The organism is Anatilimnocola aquadivae (genome assembly GCF_049819085.1).
Taxonomy (GTDB): Bacteria; Planctomycetota; Planctomycetia; order Pirellulales; family Pirellulaceae; genus Anatilimnocola.
On the sequence record NZ_CP187419.1, the window covers coordinates 5,382,081 to 5,406,028 of the forward strand.

General features: G+C 58.9%; 15 protein-coding genes. 8 read left to right on the plus strand and 7 right to left on the minus strand.

All coding sequences use genetic code 11. The features are described 5' to 3' along the window. Positions 1 to 199: 199 nt before the first annotated feature. Positions 200 to 1,246 (minus strand): polysaccharide deacetylase family protein, encoded by a 1,047-nt coding sequence (locus NA78x_RS21215; RefSeq protein ID WP_425614379.1) that lies wholly within the window; start codon positions 1,244 to 1,246, stop codon positions 200 to 202. A gap of 167 nt (positions 1,247 to 1,413) precedes the next feature. On the opposite strand from NA78x_RS21215, the gene NA78x_RS21220 reads away from it, so the two are divergent. The 3 genes from NA78x_RS21220 to NA78x_RS21230 all read left to right on the plus strand — a co-directional run bounded on the left by NA78x_RS21220 (position 1,414) and on the right by NA78x_RS21230 (position 6,441). Further along, a complete protein-coding gene (locus tag NA78x_RS21220) occupies positions 1,414 to 2,148 on the plus strand; it encodes a 3-keto-disaccharide hydrolase (RefSeq protein ID WP_425614380.1) in 735 nt (244 codons plus the stop codon). Positions 2,149 to 2,289: 141 nt separating this feature from the next. Continuing rightward, positions 2,290 to 5,061 (plus strand): PSD1 and planctomycete cytochrome C domain-containing protein, encoded by a 2,772-nt coding sequence (locus NA78x_RS21225; protein ID WP_425614381.1) that lies wholly within the window; start codon positions 2,290 to 2,292, stop codon positions 5,059 to 5,061. A 12-nt stretch (positions 5,062 to 5,073) separates the two neighbouring features. Further along, positions 5,074 to 6,441, plus strand: coding sequence for a DUF1501 domain-containing protein (locus NA78x_RS21230; protein WP_425614382.1), 1,368 nt, complete (start codon positions 5,074 to 5,076; stop codon positions 6,439 to 6,441). Positions 6,442 to 6,457: 16 nt separating this feature from the next. Here the strand turns inward: NA78x_RS21230 and NA78x_RS21235 are convergent, their stop codons facing one another. Then, positions 6,458 to 7,753 carry a DUF1501 domain-containing protein gene (locus NA78x_RS21235; protein WP_425614383.1) on the minus strand — a complete coding sequence of 432 codons (1,296 nt, stop codon included), beginning with the start codon at positions 7,751 to 7,753 and terminating at the stop codon, positions 6,458 to 6,460. Positions 7,754 to 7,895: 142 nt separating this feature from the next. After that, entirely contained in the window at positions 7,896 to 10,391 is a 2,496-nt protein-coding gene (locus tag NA78x_RS21240) for a DUF1549 domain-containing protein (protein ID WP_425614384.1), read from the minus strand. A 228-nt stretch (positions 10,392 to 10,619) separates the two neighbouring features. Here NA78x_RS21240 and NA78x_RS21245 point away from each other — a divergent pair, with 228 nt between their 5' ends. Then, entirely contained in the window at positions 10,620 to 12,332 is a 1,713-nt protein-coding gene (locus NA78x_RS21245; protein ID WP_425614385.1) for a hypothetical protein, read from the plus strand. 21 nt (positions 12,333 to 12,353) lie between these two features. Here NA78x_RS21245 and NA78x_RS21250 read toward each other — a convergent pair whose 3' ends face one another. The 3 genes from NA78x_RS21250 to NA78x_RS21260 form a co-directional block, all read right to left on the minus strand. Next, a complete protein-coding gene (locus tag NA78x_RS21250; protein ID WP_425614386.1) occupies positions 12,354 to 13,541 on the minus strand; it encodes an LptF/LptG family permease in 1,188 nt (395 codons plus the stop codon). A gap of 163 nt (positions 13,542 to 13,704) precedes the next feature. Beyond that, positions 13,705 to 15,687, minus strand: a complete 1,983-nt coding sequence (locus tag NA78x_RS21255; protein WP_425614387.1) for a hypothetical protein — start codon at positions 15,685 to 15,687, stop codon at positions 13,705 to 13,707. A 36-nt stretch (positions 15,688 to 15,723) separates the two neighbouring features. Continuing rightward, positions 15,724 to 18,069 (minus strand): hypothetical protein, encoded by a 2,346-nt coding sequence (locus NA78x_RS21260; protein WP_425614388.1) that lies wholly within the window; start codon positions 18,067 to 18,069, stop codon positions 15,724 to 15,726. Positions 18,070 to 19,138: 1,069 nt separating this feature from the next. Here NA78x_RS21260 and NA78x_RS21265 point away from each other — a divergent pair. The 4 genes from NA78x_RS21265 (at position 19,139) to NA78x_RS21280 (ending at position 22,495) form a co-directional block, all read left to right on the plus strand. Next, positions 19,139 to 19,666: a GNAT family N-acetyltransferase gene (locus tag NA78x_RS21265; protein ID WP_425614389.1), complete on the plus strand. Its 528-nt coding sequence runs from the start codon at positions 19,139 to 19,141 to the stop codon at positions 19,664 to 19,666. A gap of 107 nt (positions 19,667 to 19,773) precedes the next feature. Beyond that, positions 19,774 to 20,826: an ATP-grasp domain-containing protein gene (locus NA78x_RS21270; protein WP_425614390.1), complete on the plus strand. Its 1,053-nt coding sequence runs from the start codon at positions 19,774 to 19,776 to the stop codon at positions 20,824 to 20,826. 23 nt (positions 20,827 to 20,849) lie between these two features. After that, a complete protein-coding gene (locus NA78x_RS21275; RefSeq protein WP_425614391.1) occupies positions 20,850 to 21,872 on the plus strand; it encodes a hydantoinase/oxoprolinase family protein in 1,023 nt (340 codons plus the stop codon). Beyond that, positions 21,869 to 22,495, plus strand: a complete 627-nt coding sequence (locus tag NA78x_RS21280; RefSeq protein WP_425614392.1) for a hypothetical protein — start codon at positions 21,869 to 21,871, stop codon at positions 22,493 to 22,495. Before NA78x_RS21275 ends, NA78x_RS21280 begins: the two co-directional genes overlap by 4 nt. Positions 22,496 to 22,614: 119 nt before the next feature. Here NA78x_RS21280 and NA78x_RS21285 read toward each other — a convergent pair whose 3' ends face one another. Next, positions 22,615 to 23,937 (minus strand): flavin-containing monooxygenase, encoded by a 1,323-nt coding sequence (locus tag NA78x_RS21285; RefSeq protein ID WP_425614393.1) that lies wholly within the window; start codon positions 23,935 to 23,937, stop codon positions 22,615 to 22,617. Positions 23,938 to 23,948 lie beyond the last annotated feature (11 nt).

Below are 23,948 nucleotides of genomic sequence, written 5' to 3' on the forward strand. Positions count from 1 at the left end.
CTACAATCACAATCGACTACACACTCGATAGCTGTTCCGGCTCCCATGTCGCGCCATCCAACCGCTCGATGCCAGCCTTCATTCGATCCACCAATTTGTCGAAGATCAATCCGCAATTGGCGCAAAGTAGTGATTCATTGTCAACACACTTTCCAATTGAAAGTGGCCACATAGACAATACATCCAGTGGTGGAATTGGCTACTGACTGTTTGACTGCCGGACCTGAATCACACCGCCACCCGGTACGGCATCGAACCGCAGCTTGCCACGCTCGACGGCGACTTCAATCGATTTGTCGCCCTGTGTCACCACGGCGTGCTTCCAGGTAGGGGGGACTTGCGTGATGAGGGTGAGAGGCAAGTCGTAGTATCGCGGATCGGCCTCTGTGGTGAGTTCGAGGCGAATCAGCCGCTCGCTGGCGGCGAGCACCTTCACCGCCGCACTCGTGCGTTCGACTTCGTACTGATGCTGGGAAATATGGTCGGTGATCCAGAGGCTTCCGTTGTCGCTCCGCTGTTGGAGGCCGTCGAGAAGTTGAAAAAACACTTCCTGCTTCAAGGGCCAAAAGTCCTGATAGCCCCAGTCAGGCTTAATGCGTTCGACCCCGTGAATGATGACGTACTCCATCCCTTGGTTCGCAATCGCCTTGTCGGCCAGAGCGAGCATATCCGGGGCTGTTTTCAGATGATAAACGGCCCCGTGATCGGTAAACGGCGGACGATCGATCAAGTGATGCTTTTTGAGAAGTTCCGTCAGCCCCTCGGCCGACAGATTCCAATCGCTGGCTTGCACACCAGGCTGCGCGTAAGACACCAGCCGGTCGGCCTTGCCAGGCGAGATCTTGCGAATGATACGAGCGCACTCGCCGATTTCGTAGTCGGCAGTCGTGTAGTCTTTCACCCCTTTGTGGGTCATGGTGTGGTTGCCATACACCATCCCTTGCTTCCAAACCTTCTCTTCCCATACCTGTGTGAACTTCTCGTACTCCCCTTTGCCAGGACAAATATAGAAGGTGCCGATCAGTCCGCGCTTGGCCATTTCCGGCACGGCGACCTGCCAATGGCTCGGCCAACTATCGTCGAACATCAACAGAAACGCTGCGGTCCGATCATCCTTCCACCGTGCAACACGCGTAGCGCCCAACTTTGACTCCTCCTCTGCCTGGACAGTAGACATGTGTCCCCAGGCCGAGAGCGACGCCAGGGCAATCGCGAACATTCCCCAGCGGTTGGCACGAATCGGCATTGTCATTTCCTTGCGGCGGTTATTGAGCAATGACAACAGCTTAAACCAGAAACACGCAGGTGCGCAAGGCTTGCAGATATTCCTCTGCGGCCATTCGTTGGTAAGATGTGTACCTTCGCCCGGACCATAAGGTGCGGGCATGTTTGACCTTTCCCCTGGAGACCAACATGATTTCGCAATTTGTGCTCGTCGTCGCTTCTTTGCTGCCCATGGCGGCACCCGATGGTGGCACCCCTGCACCCAAAGAGGCCGAAGGTATGAAGTCCCTATTCAACGGCAAAGACCTGACAGGCTGGGACGGCGATCCCAAATTATGGAGCGTGAAGGACGGCGTCATTCACGGTGAAACCACTGCCGAAGTTCCTGCCAAGGGCAACACGTTCATCATCTGGAAAGATGGCACCGCCAAGGATTTCGAACTGCGGTTTTCGTTCCGCTGCAGCAACACCAACAATAGCGGTGTGCAGTATCGTTCGAAGCACATCACCGAAGGCAAGGTCAACAACAACTGGGTCGTGCGCGGCTACCAGCACGAACTGCGTAACGAAAACAAGCTGCCCAACGTCGCTGGCTTCATCTACGACGAAGGTGGCAAGCGCGGCCGCATTTGCCTCGTTGGCGAAAAGGCCACCTGGGAAGCCGACGGCAAAAAGCTGATCAGCTCGGACCTGATCGATGCCCCCGCATTCGCCAAGCTGTTTAAGCTCGATGACTGGAACGACGTGGTCATCATCGCCAAGGGGAAGCATATTCAGCACTACCTGAACGATCGACTGACGCTCGACTTCACCGACAATCACCCTGAGTTGGCCCTCACCGAAGGAGTGCTTGCCCTGCAGCTACATGCGGGCAAGCCCATGTGGACCGAGTTCAAGAACATCCGCATTCGCGACTTGAAGTAAGTTGTGCAGGTCGCTTTGGGAGGGTGAGGTGCCTCGCCCTCCCTCCGCGGGATTGACGATCGTTCAGCTTGCTGCGGAATGCCCTGGCCAGCTACGATATAGCCATTGAAAGACTCTCTCTCGGTCTGCCCAATGGTAGCTATGTTCTCTTCTGTATCTCAGCGCGTGACTTGCTGGCGCAGCGTCATCTTGGCGGCGCTCGCGGTCTGCTGTTTTGGCTGGCAAGTGCAAGCGGAAGATCCGCGGCCAAGCTTTTATCGCGGCATCAACCTCAACGGTCCGCCGGTGAAGATCGACGGGCACGATTGGGAAGGGGATGATGCCGATCATAAGCCTGCGAACTTTGCCACGAACGACAAGGCCTTTGCCAACCAAGATGTCAAGCTGAATCCACCGACCGACCCGGACCGCGCGAGAATGATTCGCAGCAGTCGCTGGGGTGGCAACAAGGTGACGCTGAGTGGCGTGCCAGCCGGCAAGTACTCAGTGTTTGTCTACGTCTGGGAAGACAATAACAGCGAGACGTTTCGCATTGCCATCAACGGGCAAGATGTGCTTCGCTTCTATCAAAGCGGCACTGCGGGACATTGGGATCGTCTGGGGCCGTACGTAATTGATGTCAAAGCTAAAGAGAACGACGGCAGCGTTCAAATCACCAGCCGTGGTGGCGCAGCGAATTTTTCCGGCGTCGAAATCTGGCGTGGCGAGCACGATGGCTCCCCCGCTGATCTCACGCCAGAAAATGTTGCCTTCTTCGAGAGCCGCATTCGCCCGCTGCTCGTCAAGCATTGCTACGAGTGCCATTCGGCCGATTCGAAAGAACTGCAAGGCGAACTGCTCGTTGACTCGCGCGCCGCACTACGCAAAGGGGGCAGCACCGGACCTGCGATCGTCCCTGGAGATCCCGAGCAAAGTCTGCTGATCAAAGCAGTTCGCTTTTCTGATGAACTGCAGATGCCGCCGGAAAAGAAGCTCTCGAAAGACGATATTGCCGACCTGGAGAAATGGGTTTCGCTCGGCGCGCCTGATCCACGGACGAAGGCGACGCGGTATGTGAAAAAGAAGATCGACCTGGCGGCTGCGCGACAATTCTGGTCATTTCGGCAGATTGAAAATCCGGCTCCACCCGCTGTGAAGAACGACGCGTGGCCGCAGGGAGATATCGATCGCTTCATTCTGGCCGAACTCGAACGACGCAATTTGCAGCCCATTCAAGCTGCTGACAAACGGACACTCATTCGCCGCGCCACCTACGACCTGACTGGTTTGCCACCATCACCCGAAGAGATTGCTGCGTTCATCGGCGACGACACTCCGCAGGCTTGGGAGAAGGTCATTGATCGCCTGCTCGCTTCGCGCCACTACGGCGAACGCTGGGGCCGCCACTGGATGGACCTGATTCGGTACGCAGACACCGCTGGCGATAACTCGGACTATCCCGTGCCGCAGCTGTATCTGTATCGCAATTACATCATCGATTCGCTCAACGCCGATAAGCCTTACGACCAATTCCTCCGGGAGCAGATTGCAGGCGATTTGTTGCCCGCGGAGAACGATTCGCAGCGAAACGAACAGATCGTTGCCACCGGCTATCTGGCCAGCTCACGGCGATTTGGCTCGCTGGTGGACAACTACCCGCAGCATCTGACCATTGAAGACACGATTGAGAATCTCGGCCGCACGGTGCTCGGGCTCTCCGTCAGTTGTGCCCGCTGTCACGATCACAAGTTCGATCCCATCTCGAACGAAGACTATTACGGTCTGTATGGCATTTTCGCGAGCACGCGATACCCTTTCCCTGGCATCGAACTCGACAAGAAGCCGCGCGACTTTGTGCCGCTGCTAGAGAACGGCAAGCCGGGGAAGCAGGTTGCGTATGCGATGGCAGATAGCAAGGCGACCGATGCTCACGTGCAACTGCGCGGCGAGCCCGACAAGCCAGGCGATCAGGTACCGCGTAAGTTTCTCGATGTGCTCGGCGGGCAAATGCTCAGCGACAAAGAGGCCGAGCAAAGTGGTCGCGTGCAACTTGCCGATTGGATCACCGACGCGCAGAATCCGCTGACCGCGCGGGTGATGGCCAATCGCGTCTGGCATTATCATTTTGGTTCCGGGTTGGTGAAGTCGCCCAGCGACTTCGGCGCGCGAGGTCAGCCGCCTACTCATCCGCAGTTGCTCGATTGGCTGGCGACGCGTTTTCGCCAGGATGGCTGGTCGCTCAAGCGACTTCACAAGCTCATCATGCTCAGCAACACCTATCAGTTGGCATCGGTGGCTCGCGCCGGCGAAGCTCTGCTCACGGCCGCTCTCAGTCAGGATCCCAATAACGATTACCATTGGCGATTCTCTCGTCAGCGACTCGATGCCGAGTCGCTGCGAGATTCGCTGCTGGTCATCAGCGGGCAACTCGACGACACGATGCCGCGCGAGCCGCATCCTTTTCCGCCGGTCGACAAATGGGGCTTCACGCAGCATCATCCATTTCGAGATCGCTACGACAGCAACCGCCGCAGCGTGTACTTGATGACCGCCCGGCTGAACAACATTCCGTTCTTTGCCACCTTCGATGGCGCAGACCGTAACACCAGTACGCCCAAGCGAGACAGTTCGGTCACCACCGTGCAGTCGCTCTATCTGCTCAACAACGAATTCCTCGACCAACAGGCGGCCAAGCTGGCCGGACGGCTCTTGAAGGAAGCGACCGACCCCCAAGTTCGCCTGGAACGAGCGGTCGCCTTGACGCTGGGCCGCCCAGCAACCGATATTGAACAAGCGGCCGCGAAAGAGTGGTTTGATTCCCTCGAACGAGAGTTCGAAATGGCCGCTGTCCCCGCTGCCGACCGCCTGCAACAAGCGTGGACCTCGCTTACCCGCGTGCTGTTCCGCTCGAATGAGTTTTTGTACGTCGATTAACGAGATTCGCCCGTGACATCACCTGCCTACTTCTCGCGCCGCAACGTCATCCGCTCGCTCGTCAGCGGTGGCCTGCTCATGCCCGGCATCTTGTCAGAGTTGATGGCGGCAGACTCGGCGCGCACGGCTGTGAACAACGGTCCGCTGAGTGTGAAGGAGCCTCACTTTGCCCCCAAGGCCAAGCGGGTGATCTTTCTGTTCGCAACCGGCGGCGTTTCGCACATCGACACGTTTGATCCGAAGTCGACCGCGAATGGCCGCGACGGCACGGGCAAAGAAAAATTGATGGGGAGCCATTTCAAGTGGTCACCTAACTCCCGCTGTGGTACGGTCGTCACCGATCTGTTCCCGTACCTGCGCGAGCAACTGGACGAGATCTGTGTCATTCGCTCGATGAAGTCGGCCCACTTCGATCACACCGAAGCGGCTGTTGGAATGCATACAGGTTCGGCGACGTTCACGCGCCCCAGCATGGGCTCCTGGATCAGCTATGGCCTGGGAACTGTCAACCAGAACTTGCCATCATTCATGGTGATTGCCCCGCACTTGCCCTATGGCGGCACGCAGGTCTACGCCAGCGATTTCTTGCCCGCCTATCATCAGGGAACTCGCGTCATTCCCGGCAAGGCACCGATCGAGAACCTCGTCCCGCGCACTCCCCAACAACGAGTGCAGGAGTTGGAACTCGGCCTGCTCTCGAAGTTCAATGGCTCGCACCTGCAGCAACGGCAGGATGACTCGAATCTGGCTGCCCGGATCAAGTCGTTCGAGACGGCCTTTCAAATGCAAACTGCCGGTCCCGATGCGTTTGACGTGAATCAAGAAACAGATGCCACGCACAGCCTGTACGGTTTGAAGCGGGGCGAAACCTCTAGCTTTGGTTGGCAATGTCTGGTCGCTCGCAGGCTCGCTGAGCGTGGGGTTCGATTCATCGAACTCGTCGATACTGGCTCGCGTCCGAATTGGGATTCGCACGGCGATATGAAGGAGCACGTTGGCCTGGCGAAATCGGTCGATCAACCCATGGCTGGACTCATTTGCGACCTGAAGCAACGCGGCCTGCTCGACGACACGCTCGTCGTTTGGGCGACGGAATTCGGTCGCACGCCCGCCAAGGAAGGGAACAACGGCCGCGGTCATCACGGCGGCTGCTTCTCGATCTGGCTCGCCGGCGGCGGCATCAAGGGTGGCATCGTCCACGGTGAGACCGACGACATCGGCCGCACCATCGTCAGCGGCAAGGTCGACGTCCACGACCTGCACGCCACCATCTTGCATCAGCTGGGCATCGATCACACGCGACTCACCTATCGCCACGCTGGCCGCGACTTCCGCCTGACCGACGTCCACGGCAAGATCGTCCGCGAGATCTTGGCGTAAAATGTAGGCCAGCACGCTACGCAAAGAGCGCTGGTATCACCGAGCCTTCTCGCACGATGGTCACCGGTCGGCCTGTGCTGGTGTGATATTCCTTGCGGAAGTCGATGCCCAGGCTGTGATAAAACGACGCGGCCAGCTGATCGGGAGTGAAGCCGTCGCCCGCGGGGCCCTGGCCCTTGTCGTCGCTGGCACCAAGAACCTGCCCGCCTCGGATGCCGCCGCCGGCCATCAGGGCGAACATCGCGCGGGGCCAGTGATCGCGGCCCGCTTTATCGTTGATCTTGGGCGTGCGGCCGAACTCACCAATCACAAAAACCGTCGTCGAGGCAAGCAGACCTTTTTGATCGAGCGTGGTGAACAGCCCCGCCAAGCCTTGATCGAGTTCCGGCAATAGGCTCTCTTTGCACTTCTTGAAATTGCCGGTGTGCGTATCCCAACCACCAAAGCTGACGGTGGCAAAGCGTACGCCTGCTTCTACCAACCGCGTAGCGAGCAGACAGCTTTGCCCGAACTTGGTCGTGCCGAAGGGCTCTGCGATTTTTGGATCTTCCAGGCTGACATCAAAGGCTTCGCGAGCCCGCGGGGAACTGATCAAGTCGAAAGCCTGCTGGCCAAAGCGATCGAGTCCTTCGACCAGCTTGCTGCTCCTCTTGAATTCGTCGAGCCCCGTATCGAGTTGTTCGAGCAGCACATTTCGCTTGCTGAATTGCTCCGGCGTCTTCCCGCCACTGAGCGAAATGCCCCGCACGCTGAACGGTTGCCCAGCCATGGGCGTGCTGTTCGTCTGCAGCGGAGCGTAACGAACACCGAGGTAGCCCGCTCGCTGTGGTGTATTCGGAATGGCAACAAAGTGCGGCAAGTCGGCGGCACCGGCCAGTTCTCGGCTGATGACCGAGCCATAACCCGGATAAAGGAGTGAAGGCACCGGGCGGCTACCGCTGTTCACATAGCTGGTTCCCAGTTCATGCCCGGCAAGTGTATGCGTAATGCCACGCACGACGGCGAACTTATCAGCGCACTTTGCCAGTCGCGGCAGATGCTCACAGATCTGCAAGCCAGGCACGTTGGTCTCAATGGGATTGAATTCCCCTCGAAACTCCGCTGGCGCAGCAGGCTTCATGTCGAACGTATCGAGATGGGGCGGACCACCACCCAGATACACAAAGATCGCCGACTTACCCGCAGCAGGCTTCACTTCGCCGGCACTTGTCGCCCGCAGGTAGCTTGCCAGGCTCAGCCCTGCACTGCCGAGCGCGCCGATGCGAAGGAAATCACGCCGGGCAATACCGTCACAGTAGCGGTGAGTGGTCATGGGGAGGTCCCAGGTGAGGATCGGGAGTCGGAGGTCAGGAGTCAGGGCAGATCGCAGCAATCAGGGGTCAGGAGTCTTTGGCGAAGGTCGATTATTAATGATGGAAACCTTATCCTCGCCAAAGCCCCCCGACCCCAGCCTGTCAGCGGTTCACAATAAACTCTTTGGTATTTAGTAACGCCCACAGCAGGTCGCGTAGTCCAACGAGCGGATCGGCGGCGTTTGACAAAGTTGCCAGAGCAACCTTCTCTTCACTTTCGCTCGGCAAGCGACTCAACGTGCGCAAGTAAGCCTCGCGCACGAGCGCGTGGTGATCGAGCGGCTTAGCATCAATCGATTTGTTCTTCTTTGCAGGCTGCGTACCACGAAGCTGCTTGAGCCAACCCTCTTTGCGATCGAGCAAAGCGTCGATCTCTTGATCGTTACGCAGATAGACAAGTTGCAGCAGATTAGGCTCAGCCGAGCGTTCACAGTCGCAATTGATTGCTCGCGCTGGCTTGCCAAACAGGTTGACGGCATAGCTGCTTGCGCCGGCATCGCGGCCGTTCAAGCCACTCACTTCGCCAATCGCTCGCTGCGTGGACGGCTGGGCATCGAGCATAGTGCGGGCTTCATCGCTGGCGGTGGCATAGGCGAGTGCATCGTAGGTGACTTCCGCGGGCAGGCGACGAATCACCGCGCGGCTGTAGTTGCGTTCGTCCTGTTCGTTGGTGTCATTGGGGCGGCAACTCAATTGATAAGTGCGGCTACGGGCGATCTCGCGATGCAGCCATTTCATATCGTACTTTTGGCGAATGAACTCGCTGGCGAGATAATCGAGTAGCGCCGGATTGCTGGGCGGGTTGGCCAGATTGAGATCATCGGGTGGATCGATCAAGGCGACGTGAAAGTAGTTCGCCCAGACGCGATTCACGAAGGCCCTGGCAAAATATGGGTTCTCCTCAGCGCGCATCCAGTCCATCAAAGGCTGACGCGGATCGGGGTATTCATTGGTAAGTACCTCTTCCCCGCCGAGCACGCGCGGCGTGATTACTCGGCCCGCCTTGTTTGGCCGCGGCTTGCTGTTTTTGGCGTTCTTGTTGGGCCGGGGAACCGTCAGTTCCTTAAAGGGCAACGTCTTCCCTTCCTGCAGCAGCGTGACGAAGCGGCGTTTGTAGTCGCCACTATCTTCGTCCATCGTCAGCCCGTGTTCTTGCTTCATGGCCGTTGTTTCGTCGCGACTACCGGGGCCGTAGCGAACGCCATCGAAGAACACGGCGAACTGGTCGAAATCCTGCTTCGTCCACTGATCGTACGGATGCTTGTGACACTCCGCACATTGCAAGCTCACGCCCAAAAACGAATAGGCAAAGGCGAGAGCTTTGCCCGAGGAACTGCCCAGCTGGCGACGCGTCCAGTAATAGGGCATGGTTTCGCTCTCGGCGAAATCAGCTGGCTCGTTCGCGCGAAAATAGGCACTCATTTGTGCTGTGTAGTCCGCGAATGACTGCTCGGACGGTTTGCTAACGGCGAGCACGATTCCTGCGACCAGTTTGTCGTAGGGCACATTCTGTTCGACGCGCCGGGCAATCCACGCGTGCCATTGCCGCGACTTGGCACCATTGAGCAACTGCTCGCCACCTTGGGGACCGAGCGCACTCGTATTGCCCGTGATGTCGCACAGTTTGGTAGCCCACCACGCAACGTACGCCGGGCGAGTAAGCAGTTCGTCGATCTTCCGATTTCGCTTGTCGTTGCCTGTGTCGGTCAGGAACGATTCAATCTCGTTTGGTGATGGTAAGGTGCCAGTCAGATCAAGACTCACGCGCCGCAGAAACTCGCTGTCGGTACAAAGTTCAGCCGGAACAATCCCGAGCTTACTCAGCTTAGCGATGACCAACTCGTCGATTTTCGTCGGGGTAGGAACCGCCGGATAGTTGCCTCCCAGTTGATCGGTAACGGGCAGAAGCACCTGCACCGGCAAGACGCCGTTGTCGTAGAAAGCGACGACGGCCGTATCGCCAGGGCCAACCGAGGTGACGAGTCCTGCTTCATCGATGGTTGCCATCGATTCGTCATTGCTGCGAAAGCGGCAGATGGGCGTGACATCCTCACGCGTGCCGTCCGACCAATGGGCAATCACTTTCAACTGGACGGTCGCCCCTTTTTTCGCGAATACAATCTCGCGAGGCGAGATTTCGAGACCGGTGATCTCGGCTTCGTCTTCGGCAACCGTCTTGGCTCCGGCAGCGACCCAGCGTTGTAGCAAATGATGTTGCCAACTTCCTTTTTCAAATCGCTGGCCACCGTCGTGATCGATGGCCAAGAGCGGCTTTTGAAGGATGAGACTGTCGGCCGGATTCTTCGTGTTGGTACGCGGTTCATCGCCGCCGACAATTGCGGCGTGGTCGGCCGCGAAATCGTAACCAAACAGCGAGAGCCGAAAGCCACCTTGTCCTTGAAACGAACCGTGACACGCTCGCCCATTGCAGCCCAGGCGACCCATCAGCGGCAGAACGTGGCGTCGCAAACTAGGCTCTTCGTCACCGGTGGCGGCAGCGAACCGCTCGTTCACTGCTGGTAAAACCTCGGCCGCGTTTGTGAGCGCCACAAACAGGCTAAACAACAGCGTCAGGGGGACCAGCAGTTTCGATGGCATCCAAAACTCCTGCAGGGGAGAGCGGGCAGGCGATCTTGAGGCGGGCAAGCAGGTAGATCAGCAGCGTGCCGTATCAGTCTATATTGGTTCGATGTTTCAAGTCGACCGATTGTTGGAGCGTGCAGGGCAAAAATCTTGCACGGCATCGATTATCATGCTGAAACCTTTCCCTCCCTTCTTTCGACTGCGTGAACTGTGATGATCGATTGTTCCCTTCGCCGTGGAACCATGCTCCCGGTGGCAATGGCCATCGTTGCCGCACTTCTCTGTGTTTCGAGCGCGGACGGGCAACCCGATAGCACCAACGCGTTCCCCAGTCCGTTTGGCATCGGGGCCAGCCATGTGAGAAACCGTTCGGCTGCCGATAACGCCGCTTGGATTCCGCAAATGGGTGCCATCGGACTGCATGTGTTTCGCTCGCCGCAAGTGGGCTGGGGCGGGCTTGAGCCCGAAGAGGGAAAGTGGAAGTGGGACGAACTCGACAAACAGACGGAGTATCTGGCCGAGCAGAAATTCGAGTTCGGCATGCTGCTGATGGGCAACACGAAATGGAATCAACTCGATCGCCCCGGCACGTTGCCCGTCAACAACCTGCCCGCGTGGTCGAACTACGTTTCTCAAGTTGCCAAGCATGTGAAGGGTAAATCCCGGAACTTCGAAATCTGGAATGAACCGCCAAACGGGACCGGCAAAGATCAAACGCCGGCCGACTATGCCAAGATTGTCGTCAGTGCTTATGACGCGGCCAAAGCGGCTCAGCCTGATTGCCTGGTGGGGCTTTCGGCCAAGAGTGCTCATGTGAATTACCTGGAGCAGGTGATTCAGGCCGGGGCGAAAGACCATTTCGACTACATCGTGCTGCATCCATATGAAGTGCTGAATGGTGTGGCCAATAACACCGGCTCGGAAGCGGTGTTCATGAACATCGTTCCCACGGTGCGGAAGATGCTCGCCGCGCAGAACCCGAGCAAGGTGAACGTGCCGATCATCTTCACCGAGCTTGGTTCTGACTCGAGCAAGGGCGCCGACAACCAAGCGCATGCGCTGGTGAAGGCTTACACCATGGGAATCGCCCAGGGAGTAGCTTGTATTCAGTGGTTCGAAGGGCGTGATGGCGACAGCGGTCCGCTCGGACTCATCGATGCTAAAGGAACTCCTCGCCCCGCCTACACGGCGATGGAACAGCTGATTCGCTACCTCGGCGATCGCCCGAACTATCTCGGCTGGGTGCTGCTCAATGACCAGCACTACGGCTTTGTCTTTCAGGGTGCTAAAGGAACCGTACTTTGTGCCTGGTCGCGACCCGGCAAACCGCAGCGTGTGGAGTTCGGCCGCGAAGTTCGAATTGCGAATCCGCTGACGACCAACATCGTCGAAGCACGCAGCTACGAGTTGACGGTCGCTCCGATCCTGGTCCTGGATGTTCCTGAGACGTTCATCACTCAAGCCAAGGCTAACAAGAGCAAGCCGTTCCCCTGGGGCGGTGATTTCACCGATGCAAAGTCGGTTTCGATCACGTTCGGCGAGAAGACTATTGAGAGCGGTTTGCATACCGGTGCGGCAGCGGACGTGGCGGCAGCGGTGATTGCTTATGGCGGCTCGTCCCGCGCTGGCGACGTTCCCGGTGGGAACGTATTTACCGTCGATCCCAACTTTTTGACCTACACCACGGTGCCGCTCGAAATCACGGCCGTGGTCCGTCGCAATCCGGCCAACGAGAACTCTGGGTTCAAGTTGGTGTATGAGTCGCAGGACGGTTTTAAGACCGCCGGTGGTTGGTACACCGTGCCCGACAACAAAAAGTGGCACACGGTCACGTGGAAGATCGACGATGCCCAGTTCGTCAACTATTGGGGTTTCAACTTCAACCTGGAATCGGACGGCAACAAGTTCAACAAGTACCTCATTCAAAGCGTGACGGTGACGAAACGAGATCCGTAGCGGAGCTATCGTTCGTGATTGTCAGTTGCGGACGACACGCCGGATAAGCGCGATGCCGATGGCCATGCAGACGAGGTTGCCGAGCCAAACCGTGGCTGGTGGCGTGACGCCGTTCTTGCTGTACTCGAGTCCTGCCGAGAAGAGCGGATAGTAGAGCACGAGAATCGGCACAAAGCACAGGCCGAACGTGGTGAGATAGTCGGCGCTGCGCCAGAGCATCGCCAGCGGAGCGCCCATCAGCACGAATGCCAGGCAACTGAAGCCGCTGGCCCAACGTCGCCACGGTTCCGACTGCAAGCGATAGAGTCGGATGCGAGCATTGGCGATGCTGTTCTGGCGCTTCTGCCAGTTCTGCTGCTCAAACAGTTCAAAGTCGCCCGTCATCAACGAGAGGCCCGTTTCGGCCGCGACCGATTGCTCGAGTTCGGCAATCGTTAAGCGCTGCGCGACGATCGCCGAGTCCATTTTGCGTAGCGGTAAGTGCGCGGGACTGCTTTCCCCCACATCTTTCGCGGCCGCAAAGGCCAGCGGAATATCCTGCACGGTTCGCCCCGGCCAATCGAATCGCAGTCCTTCGTCGGTTTCCATCTGGCAATCGATCAGAATCAAACTGAGGGTGTTCTCTTCCAGGTTCGATCGCAGTTCCGCTTCCGACGCCGTGAGCGTGAAAGCCGGCATGTCGTTGTTGGGCTGGAAATTCATGATGGGGCGGATCAGTCGCCGGCCATCGACTTCTTTGACGATGATCGAGAAGCGGGGATTGGCGAACGACCGCTGCGTGCGGAGCATGCCGTAGGCGATCTCTTCGACCGATTGGATCACGACGCGCTGCATGCCCGTGAAGCCCCACGAGTAAGCCACGTCGTTGAGCCAGACCGAAACCAGGCTGAGCAAAAAAGCCAGCGCGAAGGCTGGGGCGAGCAACGTGAGAGGCGAGATACCCATCGACTTGACGGCGACCACTTCGTTGTCGGCTGACATGCGACCGTAAACGAAACAGACCGAGAAGAGAATCGTGCCGGGCACGGCAAACGCCAGTGCGTTCGGCAGGGCAAACGGAATCAGCTTGAGCGTCGGTCCGACGCCGAGATTCATCCGCACCGCTTCTTGCCCAATGCCAATCAGCACCATCACAAACGTGAGAATGACCAACCACAAGGCGAAAACCTTGATGAGGTCAAACAGGATCGAGCGCGAGAGCGTATTCACGTGGAGTTGCGAATGCTAGCAGTCGGTGCGGGGATTGGAACACTTCAGCGGGCGTACTCTAACAAAAGTCGTGCTATCGCCAAACGACAGATTCTGCTCGCGCCAGCGCAAATTCCGGGGGCATTGCATTGGGACCACATGCCTTCCCAACTGCCTCTGCGGGCTACTTGAGTTCCGCGAGCGCCTTCTTCACTCGCTCTTTCACGGCCACGGCTACCACGTCGTGCTGCAGAACTTGTTCGCCGGCGGCGGTCTTCTCTTCGGGCGTCGATGTAGGAAGGCCGCAGACGGCGTCAAACAGTTCGGTCACCATCATGGCCCCAAACACACTCCGCTGCGGTGCGGGTTGAAGTTGCTTACGCAGTAGCGCAGCGGCCTCATGGCGAACGGCGATTGCCTCGCTCGTCTGCTGCTGCGCGTCGTGCCAGCCGGCAATGCGGTTCAGCAGTTTGCCCTGTTCGTAAGGCGCGGCGACGACGAACTGCTCGCGAGCGAGCTTGATGGCCACAGGATAATCGTTCTTGGCCGCGTAGTAATTGCTGGCGATGTCGAGGGCCTTTGCTTGCTGCTCCAGCGAGGAGTAGGCAACCCGCTGAAACTCTAGCAATGCCGCCGCCACTTGCTCGGTGGTAGCTGCCGGATCGAGCGCCGCAATTTGCAGCTGTTGCAACAAGGCAGTGGTGCGTTGCCAGGTTGTGGCCTCGGGATCATTCTTCGCGGCAGTGCAGAGCGTCATCGCTTCCAAGTATTTCTTTTGGTGCAGGCGCAGTACAGATAGCAAATTGCTGGCCTCCACTCGATAGACTGCTGGCGACGATGGATCGTCGAGGTACTGCCGTGCAGTTGCTTCCACTTCCTTTGGTTCGCTGCGATATGTCTTCAGCCAGTTCGTCCGGAATGCAATCAGGCTGGCGTTGTCATTGCCGCCTCGCGAATCTTTCGGATCGGCCGAAACGAACGTCGCTCGCACCCAGGCTCGCAGCAGACCGCGGCCGTAACTGCGAGCCAGATTCGCATCGAGCGGCACGTTGGGCTGCGTGTAGGGAATCTCGAGTGTCGCGGCAAAGAGACTGTCCTTGCGCAAGGCAAAGTGGTGCGAGTTGATCGCAGGATTCACCGCGTTCGGCTTGCAGGGATCGGCCAGGACGTTGACGGGGGCCATCACCAACTGCGGACGTTCTTCCTTGATCCAAGCGATGAACTCGTTGACGTTGTCCTTGATGTGCGGCAGCCCCAGCCCCAGAAAGTGGAACGCCTCGTGAATGTCACCGCGCAGCGCCGGGCAATGCAGATCGAGCGCGTACTGCACCTGCTGTGCTTCGCCCAGGTTTTGAATGGCGGCAATCTCGGGATAGATCGGCATCGGGCCGTAGTCGCGATTGTGATCGTGGGGCGCGCGATTCTTTCCTTGATCGCCAGCCTGCACTCCGTCCTTGTCGACCAGCGGAACTGCAAACAGCACATGTCGCTGGCGAAACAACTTGCCCGCCGGCGAATCGGACATCGCTTCCGCAAGCCAGCCCTCCATCACATAGCTGGCCATCGATTCGCAGGCATGATGCCGCGCGGTGAGAATCATCGCCTTCACATTGGGCCCCGGCTCGCCAATTTGCAGCACTTCGACGGGCGTCCCATTTTGTGTCTTCGCCAGCGGCAATTGCTGCAGGTGCTTGTTCGCGGCATGCTCCTTCAGGAAGGCCGCGAAATCGCTGGCCAGGTAAGGAATTGCCACGGCAAGGCGAACCTTCAAATGCTCGGCGGTGAAGTCGTAAAAGAACGACTCCCGCTGAGATGCTTCGCCATTGCCCGGCGGGGCTGCGTACTGCACATGTTCGGCCCCCAGCCATTGCCAGGTGTTCCCGTCGTCCGTGCTGTAAGCCGGGCCGCGCACACCCACGCGCTGAGCAGCGGGAAAGGTAAAGGTCACTCGCCCAGGCTGCGAGGCAGTTGCTTCCAAGTGCCAATAAAACCAAGGCTTGCCGCCGCGCAGATCGGGCTCGATCTGCACCTGGGCTCCTTCGTTCTTCAGCACCCTCACGTTGCCGCCGGCAAAGTCGCTACGAATCGTAACGACGATCTCAGCAGCCAGCGCGGAGCACGAAAGTGCCGAGACGAACACGAGCGCAACAGCAGGAGCAACATTCATGCGGCAGAACGACTTTGTTAATCACGGCGTTGACTATCACGGTCCTCGCGGACGATCCGGTTCGTCGGCAGGAAGCGGCTTGTAAGTGTTAAGCGCCGACGGTGGCACTCGGTTCGTGATCAGGTTGTTCTTCAGATTCTCACGCCACTTTTGAATCGAAGGAGCGTTCGAGGCCAACGGCTTCTCGGGGCGATACATGAGCATCATCCCCGTGATCCGCCGCAAGCTATCGAGCGCGACAACACGCACATCCACTTCGTTGCTTTCCAGTGCCTTCACTAGCCTTTCGGCCGATCCGTTGAGCAACTGTTCGTCGCTGGCTCCTAGCAGCATCTCGTAGATCAGCTTGCCGTTCTCCGGTCGTTGATTCTGCAGCGTGGCAAACACGCGGTTGGCCGATTCCGGACTGCGGGCAATGGCGGTCCGCAGCGAGTCGATATCAGCCGCCCAGTACGAGTACTGCCGCGGGTCGTTGAGCTCGGCAATGAGTGGTTCGAACTGATCGAGAGCGGCCAGTGAACGAGCGGCCAGCGAGCGAATTTCAACGCGGCGACCGGAAGCGTGCTCGGCCAAGGTGATATCGAGCGGCTTATCGAGCGGCAGTTCCGCTTCCATATCGAGCGAGGCGCGACGTTCGATATCGGGCAAGCTCTTGGCATCGGTCCAGGCCGGTGGTTCGAAAGGTCCACCGATGCGAGGCAGCTCTTGAGCCACGTACGAGACTACTTGCGAAACTGGAATATCGATCGGCTGTTCGTCCTTCGCTTGCCAGACCACACGGCCGCCGAGTGCGAACAGATCGATCACGCGAACCAGTTCGGCTTTGGGATCGTCCGCAGCAATACCAGGAGGCAGATAGCGACGGACTTCGATCGCGACGGCCGCATCAGCATCGGCTAGCATGATCGTCCCTGGCTGACCGGCGAGGTCCAGTTCGACTTGGCCACCGGCAGCACCCACGGAAACGAACATCAGGCGACCATATTCCACGGCGACGCGTGAGCCGCCCATTTGCGCGGGCTTTTCCAGACGGATAGCCGATTCGCCCACCACAGTCATCTGAATGCCGGACGGCAAGGTGAACTGTGGGCGATAACTGGGGAGCACCAACAGCCGCTGGCCGCTGGTGAGGACCGATCGCGGGGCCAAGCGGTACCACAAGTTGGTCTTCATCTTCGGGTCATGCATCTGTTGCACGACCATGTGCTCATCCGACGTAAAGCGGCCCGCATCGACCGTTTCCGAAGGATCATCCAGCGGCGCGGGTGGTGGTGGAGTTGGCAGGGGCTTCGGCTCGACCGGCGCGGCAGGTTCCGTCGTTTTGTTGGGATCAACGGGCATCGGGCCTGGCAATGAACCGGGGACCGGCATGGGCGGCGGTGGCACCTCCGGGCGCAGGGCCAACTCGAGCACGGGGCTACCCTCACCAGGTGCTGGCTCGACGGGGGCTGGAGGCATGGGCGGCATCGGCGCTGGTTCAACCGGCAGACCCTCGTTCGGCTGCGGCATCGGTGGCTGCAGCATAGGAAGTTGATCGCTGGGCAAGGTGCGATTGGGTTCGACCGGTGGGACGGCTGGAACTACTGGAGCCGGAACAGGCGGGCTCGGATTCACCGCCGGATCGACCGGCTGTTCGGGATTCGAAGCGACGGGTGTGCCGCCCGCTCCCATCATCTGGGCGATGGGATGCGTGCTGTCGAAGGGGCCCATCAATCGCAACGCGGCGAGGGCGATCAACAGCACGAGCGCCAACCCAGCGGGCAACATCCAACTGTTGTTTCGCCGGCCCGCCAACAGGTAATCGGGCACAGCCATCGTCTTCGCGACGGGCGGTGCCGCAGGCTCGACGGCCGCTTTGCCGTTTTCGCTCGGAGGGATGAGCATCACCCCCGAAGTGGCTGCCGTCGAAGGCTTGGGCGGCGCAGGTGGCGCGCCGTCGTGAATGGGCGTGTGCGCTGGATCGAGCCGAGCCGGACCAGCCAGCCGAGCGGCTTCGGCTTTTTTTGCCAGGTCGTAGACCCGTTCGCGCAGTTGAGCGGGAACGTCGGCCGGCTTGTTCAGCACCATCGCCAGCACCTGGTGGCACGAAGCGACCTCGGCCAGTTGCACGTCCGACTCCAGGCAGAGGCGTTCGAACTCGCCGATCCGTTCCGGGGCCAGCGTGCCATCGAGATACTCGGCGACTGAATTGGGATCGCGTCCCAACCCTTTTCCTTCGACCTTCGGCGCACCCATCCGCAATTTGCGGCTGATGCTCCGAATGCGCATCACCAGCCCCGAGGCAAAATCGCTCTTGTCAATCTTCTCTTTCAGGGCCTCGGAATCGGCCGGTTCCAGGACGTTGTCGAGATAGGCCAGCAGGGTGGCAAGGGTCAGTCGCATGATCGGTAGTCCTCATCGCAGGTGTGCCGCCGTTCACGCGCCGGGCAGTGGTCCGGGGCAAAATCAGTGGCTACTAGTAATAGTGCGAACTGGTCGCGATTTTCGTACATGCGGCCGAAAAAGAATCTGTCGCCGCGCTCCCTTCGCGACGTAAGTCTGCGTGCCAAAGCTCGCAGCAGGGATCAACTTGTCCAACTTCGCGGACCATCGTTGACCGGCAACTGCGATATCTCTCGGCTGCGGCACGAATTCGTGCTTCCCCAATCAACTCAAAGTTGAACACCCCTCCTTTGCGGTCAACTTCGACTTACGGCGCCCCCGGCCTGCGGACGGCAGGTAAAAAATAGCAACCTCGAGCCGCAGCCTTGTTCAGCACTTCGACTGAGGCCAGTCGAGTTCAAGCTCACCGCCGCGAGTACCCTTTGAACAGTCCCCGTTCAGCCCTTCCGACACCCCGCTTTTGATAACTTTTTGCACGAAAAACTGAATCCACAACATCACCATAACCTGTTATTTTTAAAACACTTGCGGACACAAATAACCGCGAATCGCCCGTTTCCTGATAACCGTTTGATAACCACTCGTACCCCTGTTCGAATCGCACCTCTGAACAGGCCCTAAACGGGTGGTCTCCTCATTCGTGGCGGCAGACCTCCTGGTCTGCAGATTCCGTCCCTCCATCCTCCGCAGCCCGCCGTTGAACAGTCCCCATTCAGCCCTTCCAACACCCCGCCTTTGATAACTTTTTGTGCGAACAATCGCAACCAGGATATCGCCATAACCTTTTATCAATAAACCACTTGCGCAAGAATTTTTCCGCGAATCGCCAGTTTCCTGATAACCGCCTGATAACCACTCGCACCCCTCCTCATATCGCACCTCTGAACAGGCCCTAATCGGGTGGTCTCCTCATTCGTGGCGGCAAACCTCCTGACCTGGCCCTATCTCGCCTCTCGCCTCTCGCCTCCCAGAAACCTTAAAATGTCCTTGACACTAAGTCAACACATCGTAACAATAATTCGGGCACGCGGCATTGCCGCCCCTGAATGATGGGCAAGAGCGAGTTCCAATGAATCCGACGTTCGAACTATTGTCACCTCGCCTACGACTGCGTCGGCTAGAGCCAGATGATGCCGTGGCAATTTGCCGGTATCGGTCGTTGCCGGAGGTTGCCCGTTTCCAGTCGTGGCAGTCGTTCACTATTGAACACGCGGCAAGCTTAATCGCGGACCAGGAACTGATCACCCCGAATACACCCGGCACCTGGCTGCAGTTGTTGCTAACACTTCGGGAGCAGGGAACGGTTATCGGAGACTGCGGCATCCACTTTCTCGGGCACGACACACAACAGGTCGAACTGGGAATCACTCTTGCGCCCGATTATCAAGGTCAAGGACTAGCGACGGAGGCCCTAGCGGCCGTGCTGCGTTACGTCTTCGACTCGCTCGGCAAACATCGGGCACAAGCCACCACAGACGCCGAGAACCTAGCTTCTGCGAATCTGTTTCGGGGTTTGGGGTTTCGCCAGGGGCGCACTTCGTCGAGAACATCTGGTACAAGGGAGCCTGGGGCAGCGAGTTCGCTTTTGCGTTGTTAAAGCGGGAGTGGCAGAGCCTCGTGCCGGTTGCCAAGCTACACACTGAGATGCCGTCGATCCAATGAACCCCACGAAATAGTTTCCGCTGGTTGGCAGGGGTTTAATCAGTGGCACGCACGGTGTTCATCTATGAGTTTCTGACCGCGGCAGGCTGCTGGTCGCTCGGAGATGCAGCGCCCGGTGGTTCGCTGCTGGCCGAAGGGCGCGCGATGCGAGATGCGCTCGCGCGGGACTTTGCCGCGATGCAGGACGTCGACCGACTGCTGTTGATGCACGACGAACGATTGCCCGCACCCAGCTTGCCGAAGCAGCAGTTGCAACGCGTGCAGTCCGCAGCAGACGAGCAACGCCTGTTTCAGCAATTGGCTGCCGAAGCAACAGCGACGGTGATCATCGCCCCTGAGTTCTCGCAGTTGCTACTGCAGCGCGTGCGCTGGGCCGAGCAGGTGGGGGCGACACTGTTATCGCCGGGTAGCCAATTGGTGGAACTGGCGAGCGATAAGCAGCGGACAGCGGACCTGTTGTTGAATCGCGGCGTGAGAACACCGCGCGGCATTTCCGTCAGTAGTGATTCCGCGACGATCGATGCTCGCCTCTTTCCTGCCGTGGTGAAGCCCAACGATGGCTGCGGTTCTCAAGGTGTGCGACAGATCGAGTCGGCCACTGAATTAGCGACGGTCGACTGGAGCCAGTCGCCGAGTTGGCGGCTTGAACCGTTCGTTCCCGGAATCGCGGTGAGTGCAGCGATCGTCGGCGGCCCAAAGGGCGTCGTGTGTTTGCCGCCCTGTGAGCAGCGATTGAGCACGGAGGGGCATTTCGTGTATCAGGGAGGCCGCTGTCCCTTGCCGCCGAACCTGGCCGAGCGGGCCACGAGTCTCGCGCTCGCGGCGGCTCGATCTTTGCCGAAAATGTGCGGCTGGATAGGCATCGACATGGTGCTTGGTTCCGCACAGAATGGTGCCAGCGATTTCGTGATCGAAATCAATCCCCGCCTGACGACGTCTTACATTGGCCTGCGTTGCGTGTGCCGGCAGAATCTGGCTGAGTTAATGTGGCGCGTCGGGCAAGGTGCGGCGGTCGAGGTTTTATCGCCGACTCGCGGCGTTGAGTTTCAAGCCGACGGAACCGTTCGCGAAATCCCCTTCGTTTCCAGCCCGTAGGCCCCGCTCGAGTCAGTGCCTTCATGAGTGCCAAATACCTGGCGTTGGATATCGGCGGTGCGAATATCAAAGTGGCCGATGGCCTCGGTTATGCCGAGTCGTACTCGTTCGCCCTGTGGCGAGATCCGCAGGCCCTGACGCAACAGATTCGAACCATCATCAGCGAAGCGCCCGTCAGCGATCACCTGGTGGTGACCATGACCGGCGAACTGGCCGACTGCTTCACCTCAAAGGCCGAGGGAGTAAAGTTCATTCTGAAGTCGGTGGCAGCAGGAGCCGACAATCGACACACGCGGGTCTATCGCGTCGATGGCAAGATGGTCAGCACGCAAGTGGCCTCGAACGATCCGCTGCTGGTGGCCGCGGCCAACTGGCACGCGCTGGCGACGTTCGCCGCTCGCTTTGCGAACAAAAAACCTGCGATCTTGATTGATGTGGGTTCGACGACGATCGATGTGATTCCCATTCGTAATGGCCAGCCTGCGACGACAGGTAAGACCGATACCGATCGCTTGCTGGCCGGTGAGTTGATCTATACCGGTGTTGAGCGCAGTCCCGTCTGTGCGATTACTCCCACAGTGCCGTACCGCGGCGTCACCTACCCGCTGGTACAAGAATTGTTTGCCACCACGCGCGATGCGTACATTTTGCTGGAGAAGCTGCCCGAGAACTCGCTGGCCACCGATACAGCCGACCATCGTCCGGCGACCAAAGCGAACTCACGGCTGCGATTGGCGCGAATGATCGCTGCCGATCAAGAGACCTTCAACCACAAAGATGCGGTGGTGATGGCGACGCGCATTGCGGACGCGCAGACGCAGATGGTGCGCGAACGACTGCTGCGGGTCATTGGCAACATGCAAGAGCCGCCAGCCAAGATCATTCTGTCGGGACATGGCGAGTTTCTCGCGGTCGCAGCGCTCGAAGGAACGCCCTATGCGGCGTTTGCCCGCACCTCGCTCAACAAAGAAATCGGCCCCGAGAGCAGCCGTTGCGCGCCGTCGTTCGCACTGGCAGTCCTCTCGCGCGAAGCTGCCCAGCAATGAGCCAGTGGCCGGTGCGCGTGGTGAAAGTGGGAGGGAGCCTGTTTGATACTCCCGACCTGCGACTTCGGCTGCAAGCGTGGCTGTGCAACGAACCGCCGGCAGTCAATGTGCTGGTGGCTGGAGGCGGTGAGCTGGCAGAGTGCATTCGCCGCTGGGATGCCCGGTTTTCGCTCGGTGAAGAGCGGTCGCATTGGCTGTGCATCGAACTGTTGGCGGTCTCGGCCAAAGTGCTCAGCGACCTGCTGATCGACTGCCGCTGGGTGACGCAGTTTTGCGATCTGCAGCGGCTCGTGATCGCTGAACAAGACCGGACAAGGCGTGAGCCGATTGTCTTCGACTTGCAGCAGTTCTTGCGTGAGCTTGAGCCGCAGCAACCACCAGAGCCGGTGCCGCACAATTGGAGCGTGACAACGGATTCGCTCGCGGCGAGACTGGCGGAGGTGCTTCAAGCGGACGAGCTCGTGCTGCTGAAATCGGTGTTGCCGAGTGCAGCCATGGACGACTTCGAGGCGCTGTGCGCGGCGGGCTATGTCGATGGTTACTTTCCGCGCATTGCAAGCCGAGTGAAGTGCGTGAGGTTTGCTCAGGTAACCCGAAGCGTCAGTGAGGGGAGCGCGCAGTAGGCTCTGTAGCTACTTTTCTCGAACTTCGTTCGTTGGATTCAGCACCCTTGAACGCGAGGGAAGCTAAACGAATGGGCTTTCGGCGTTAACGCCTCGAGTGGGCGAGAGCACACTCCTCGCTAACGCTTCGGGTTGCCTGAAGAGCCGAAGCGCTGGAGGAGTTGTTTGAGTCGCCGACGATAGGCGAAGAACTCGACTTCGAGATAGTGACGCGGCGAGCGGTCGTAGTGAATGCCGCCCCCGAGGTCGTCGTGCCCGCGAGCTTTGAGTTGGCGAAACCAGTCGGCCTTCCCAGCTTGGTTTGAGGTTTTGATAAAGGCCGCCATCAAGCGACTCTGCGCATCGACGAGCGGCCAGATCGCGCCGTTCGGCTGAATCAGTCCGGCGACAAACAGCTTGTCGTGCTGCGGATGAAAGGCATTGAGAAACAACTTCGGCGAACCGTTGTCGTTCATCAGCAGCGATGAATCGAGAAAGGGGAATGTCGTCTGGTAACCCGTTGCGCACAAGATCACATCCACTTGTTCCTCGCGGCCATCGGCGAAGGTCACGCGGTTGCCTTCGAGGTGCTTGATCGCGGGGCGAACATGCACGTGACCGTGACCGACGGCGTACAGCAATTGTGAGTTCACAATCGGATGTGTTTCGAACAGCCTATGATCCGGTTTGGGAAGGCCGTAACGCTCCGGGCGACCCACAGCAATCTTCACCAGCCAGGCGGTGACGCGTTGCTGCAGCCACATGGGAACGTGATAACGATCGAAGAGTTCCCCGCCGGCATCGAGCGGTCCGCCGAACAAAAACTTAGGCAGAAAATGGTAGCCGCGGCGCAAACTCAAAAACGAAGCGCTGCCGTGCTGTGCTGCTTCGACGGCCAAATCGCAGCCCGAGTTTCCGCCGCCAATGACCAGCACCCGCTGGTCGCGAATCTGGTCCGGCGTTTTGTAGTCGCGGGCGTGCAGCATTTTTCCGGTGAAGTTACCCGGCAGCTGCGGCCAAAGCGGATCGTGATGGTGCCCGCTGGCAACTACCACGCCGGCATACGTTTTGACTTCACCGCTGGCGAGCGTGATTTGCCAGCGCTCGTCGCGCGAGTTACTTTCCGGCGCGAGTTCCACGCGGCTCACACTCGTTTGAAAGCGGGTGACGTCGTATAGGCCGAAGTGCCGTGCGTAGTCGCGCAGATAAGTAAGGACCTGGGCATGATGCGGATAAGGAGGAAATTCCTTGGGCATCGGAAAGTCGGCCAGCTGCGACATCCGCTTCGAAGAGATCATGTGCGTCGAGTGACACACACTGCTGCTGGGGCGACCAAAGTACCAGTTGCCGCCGACATCGTCTTCGCGCTCGAGCAACTCGACCTGCAGGCCGAGTTGGCGAAAGTTCTTGGCGGTCGCCAGTCCCGCAGGACCGGCGCCGATGATGGCAAACGTATCAGACATGGCCCATTCGC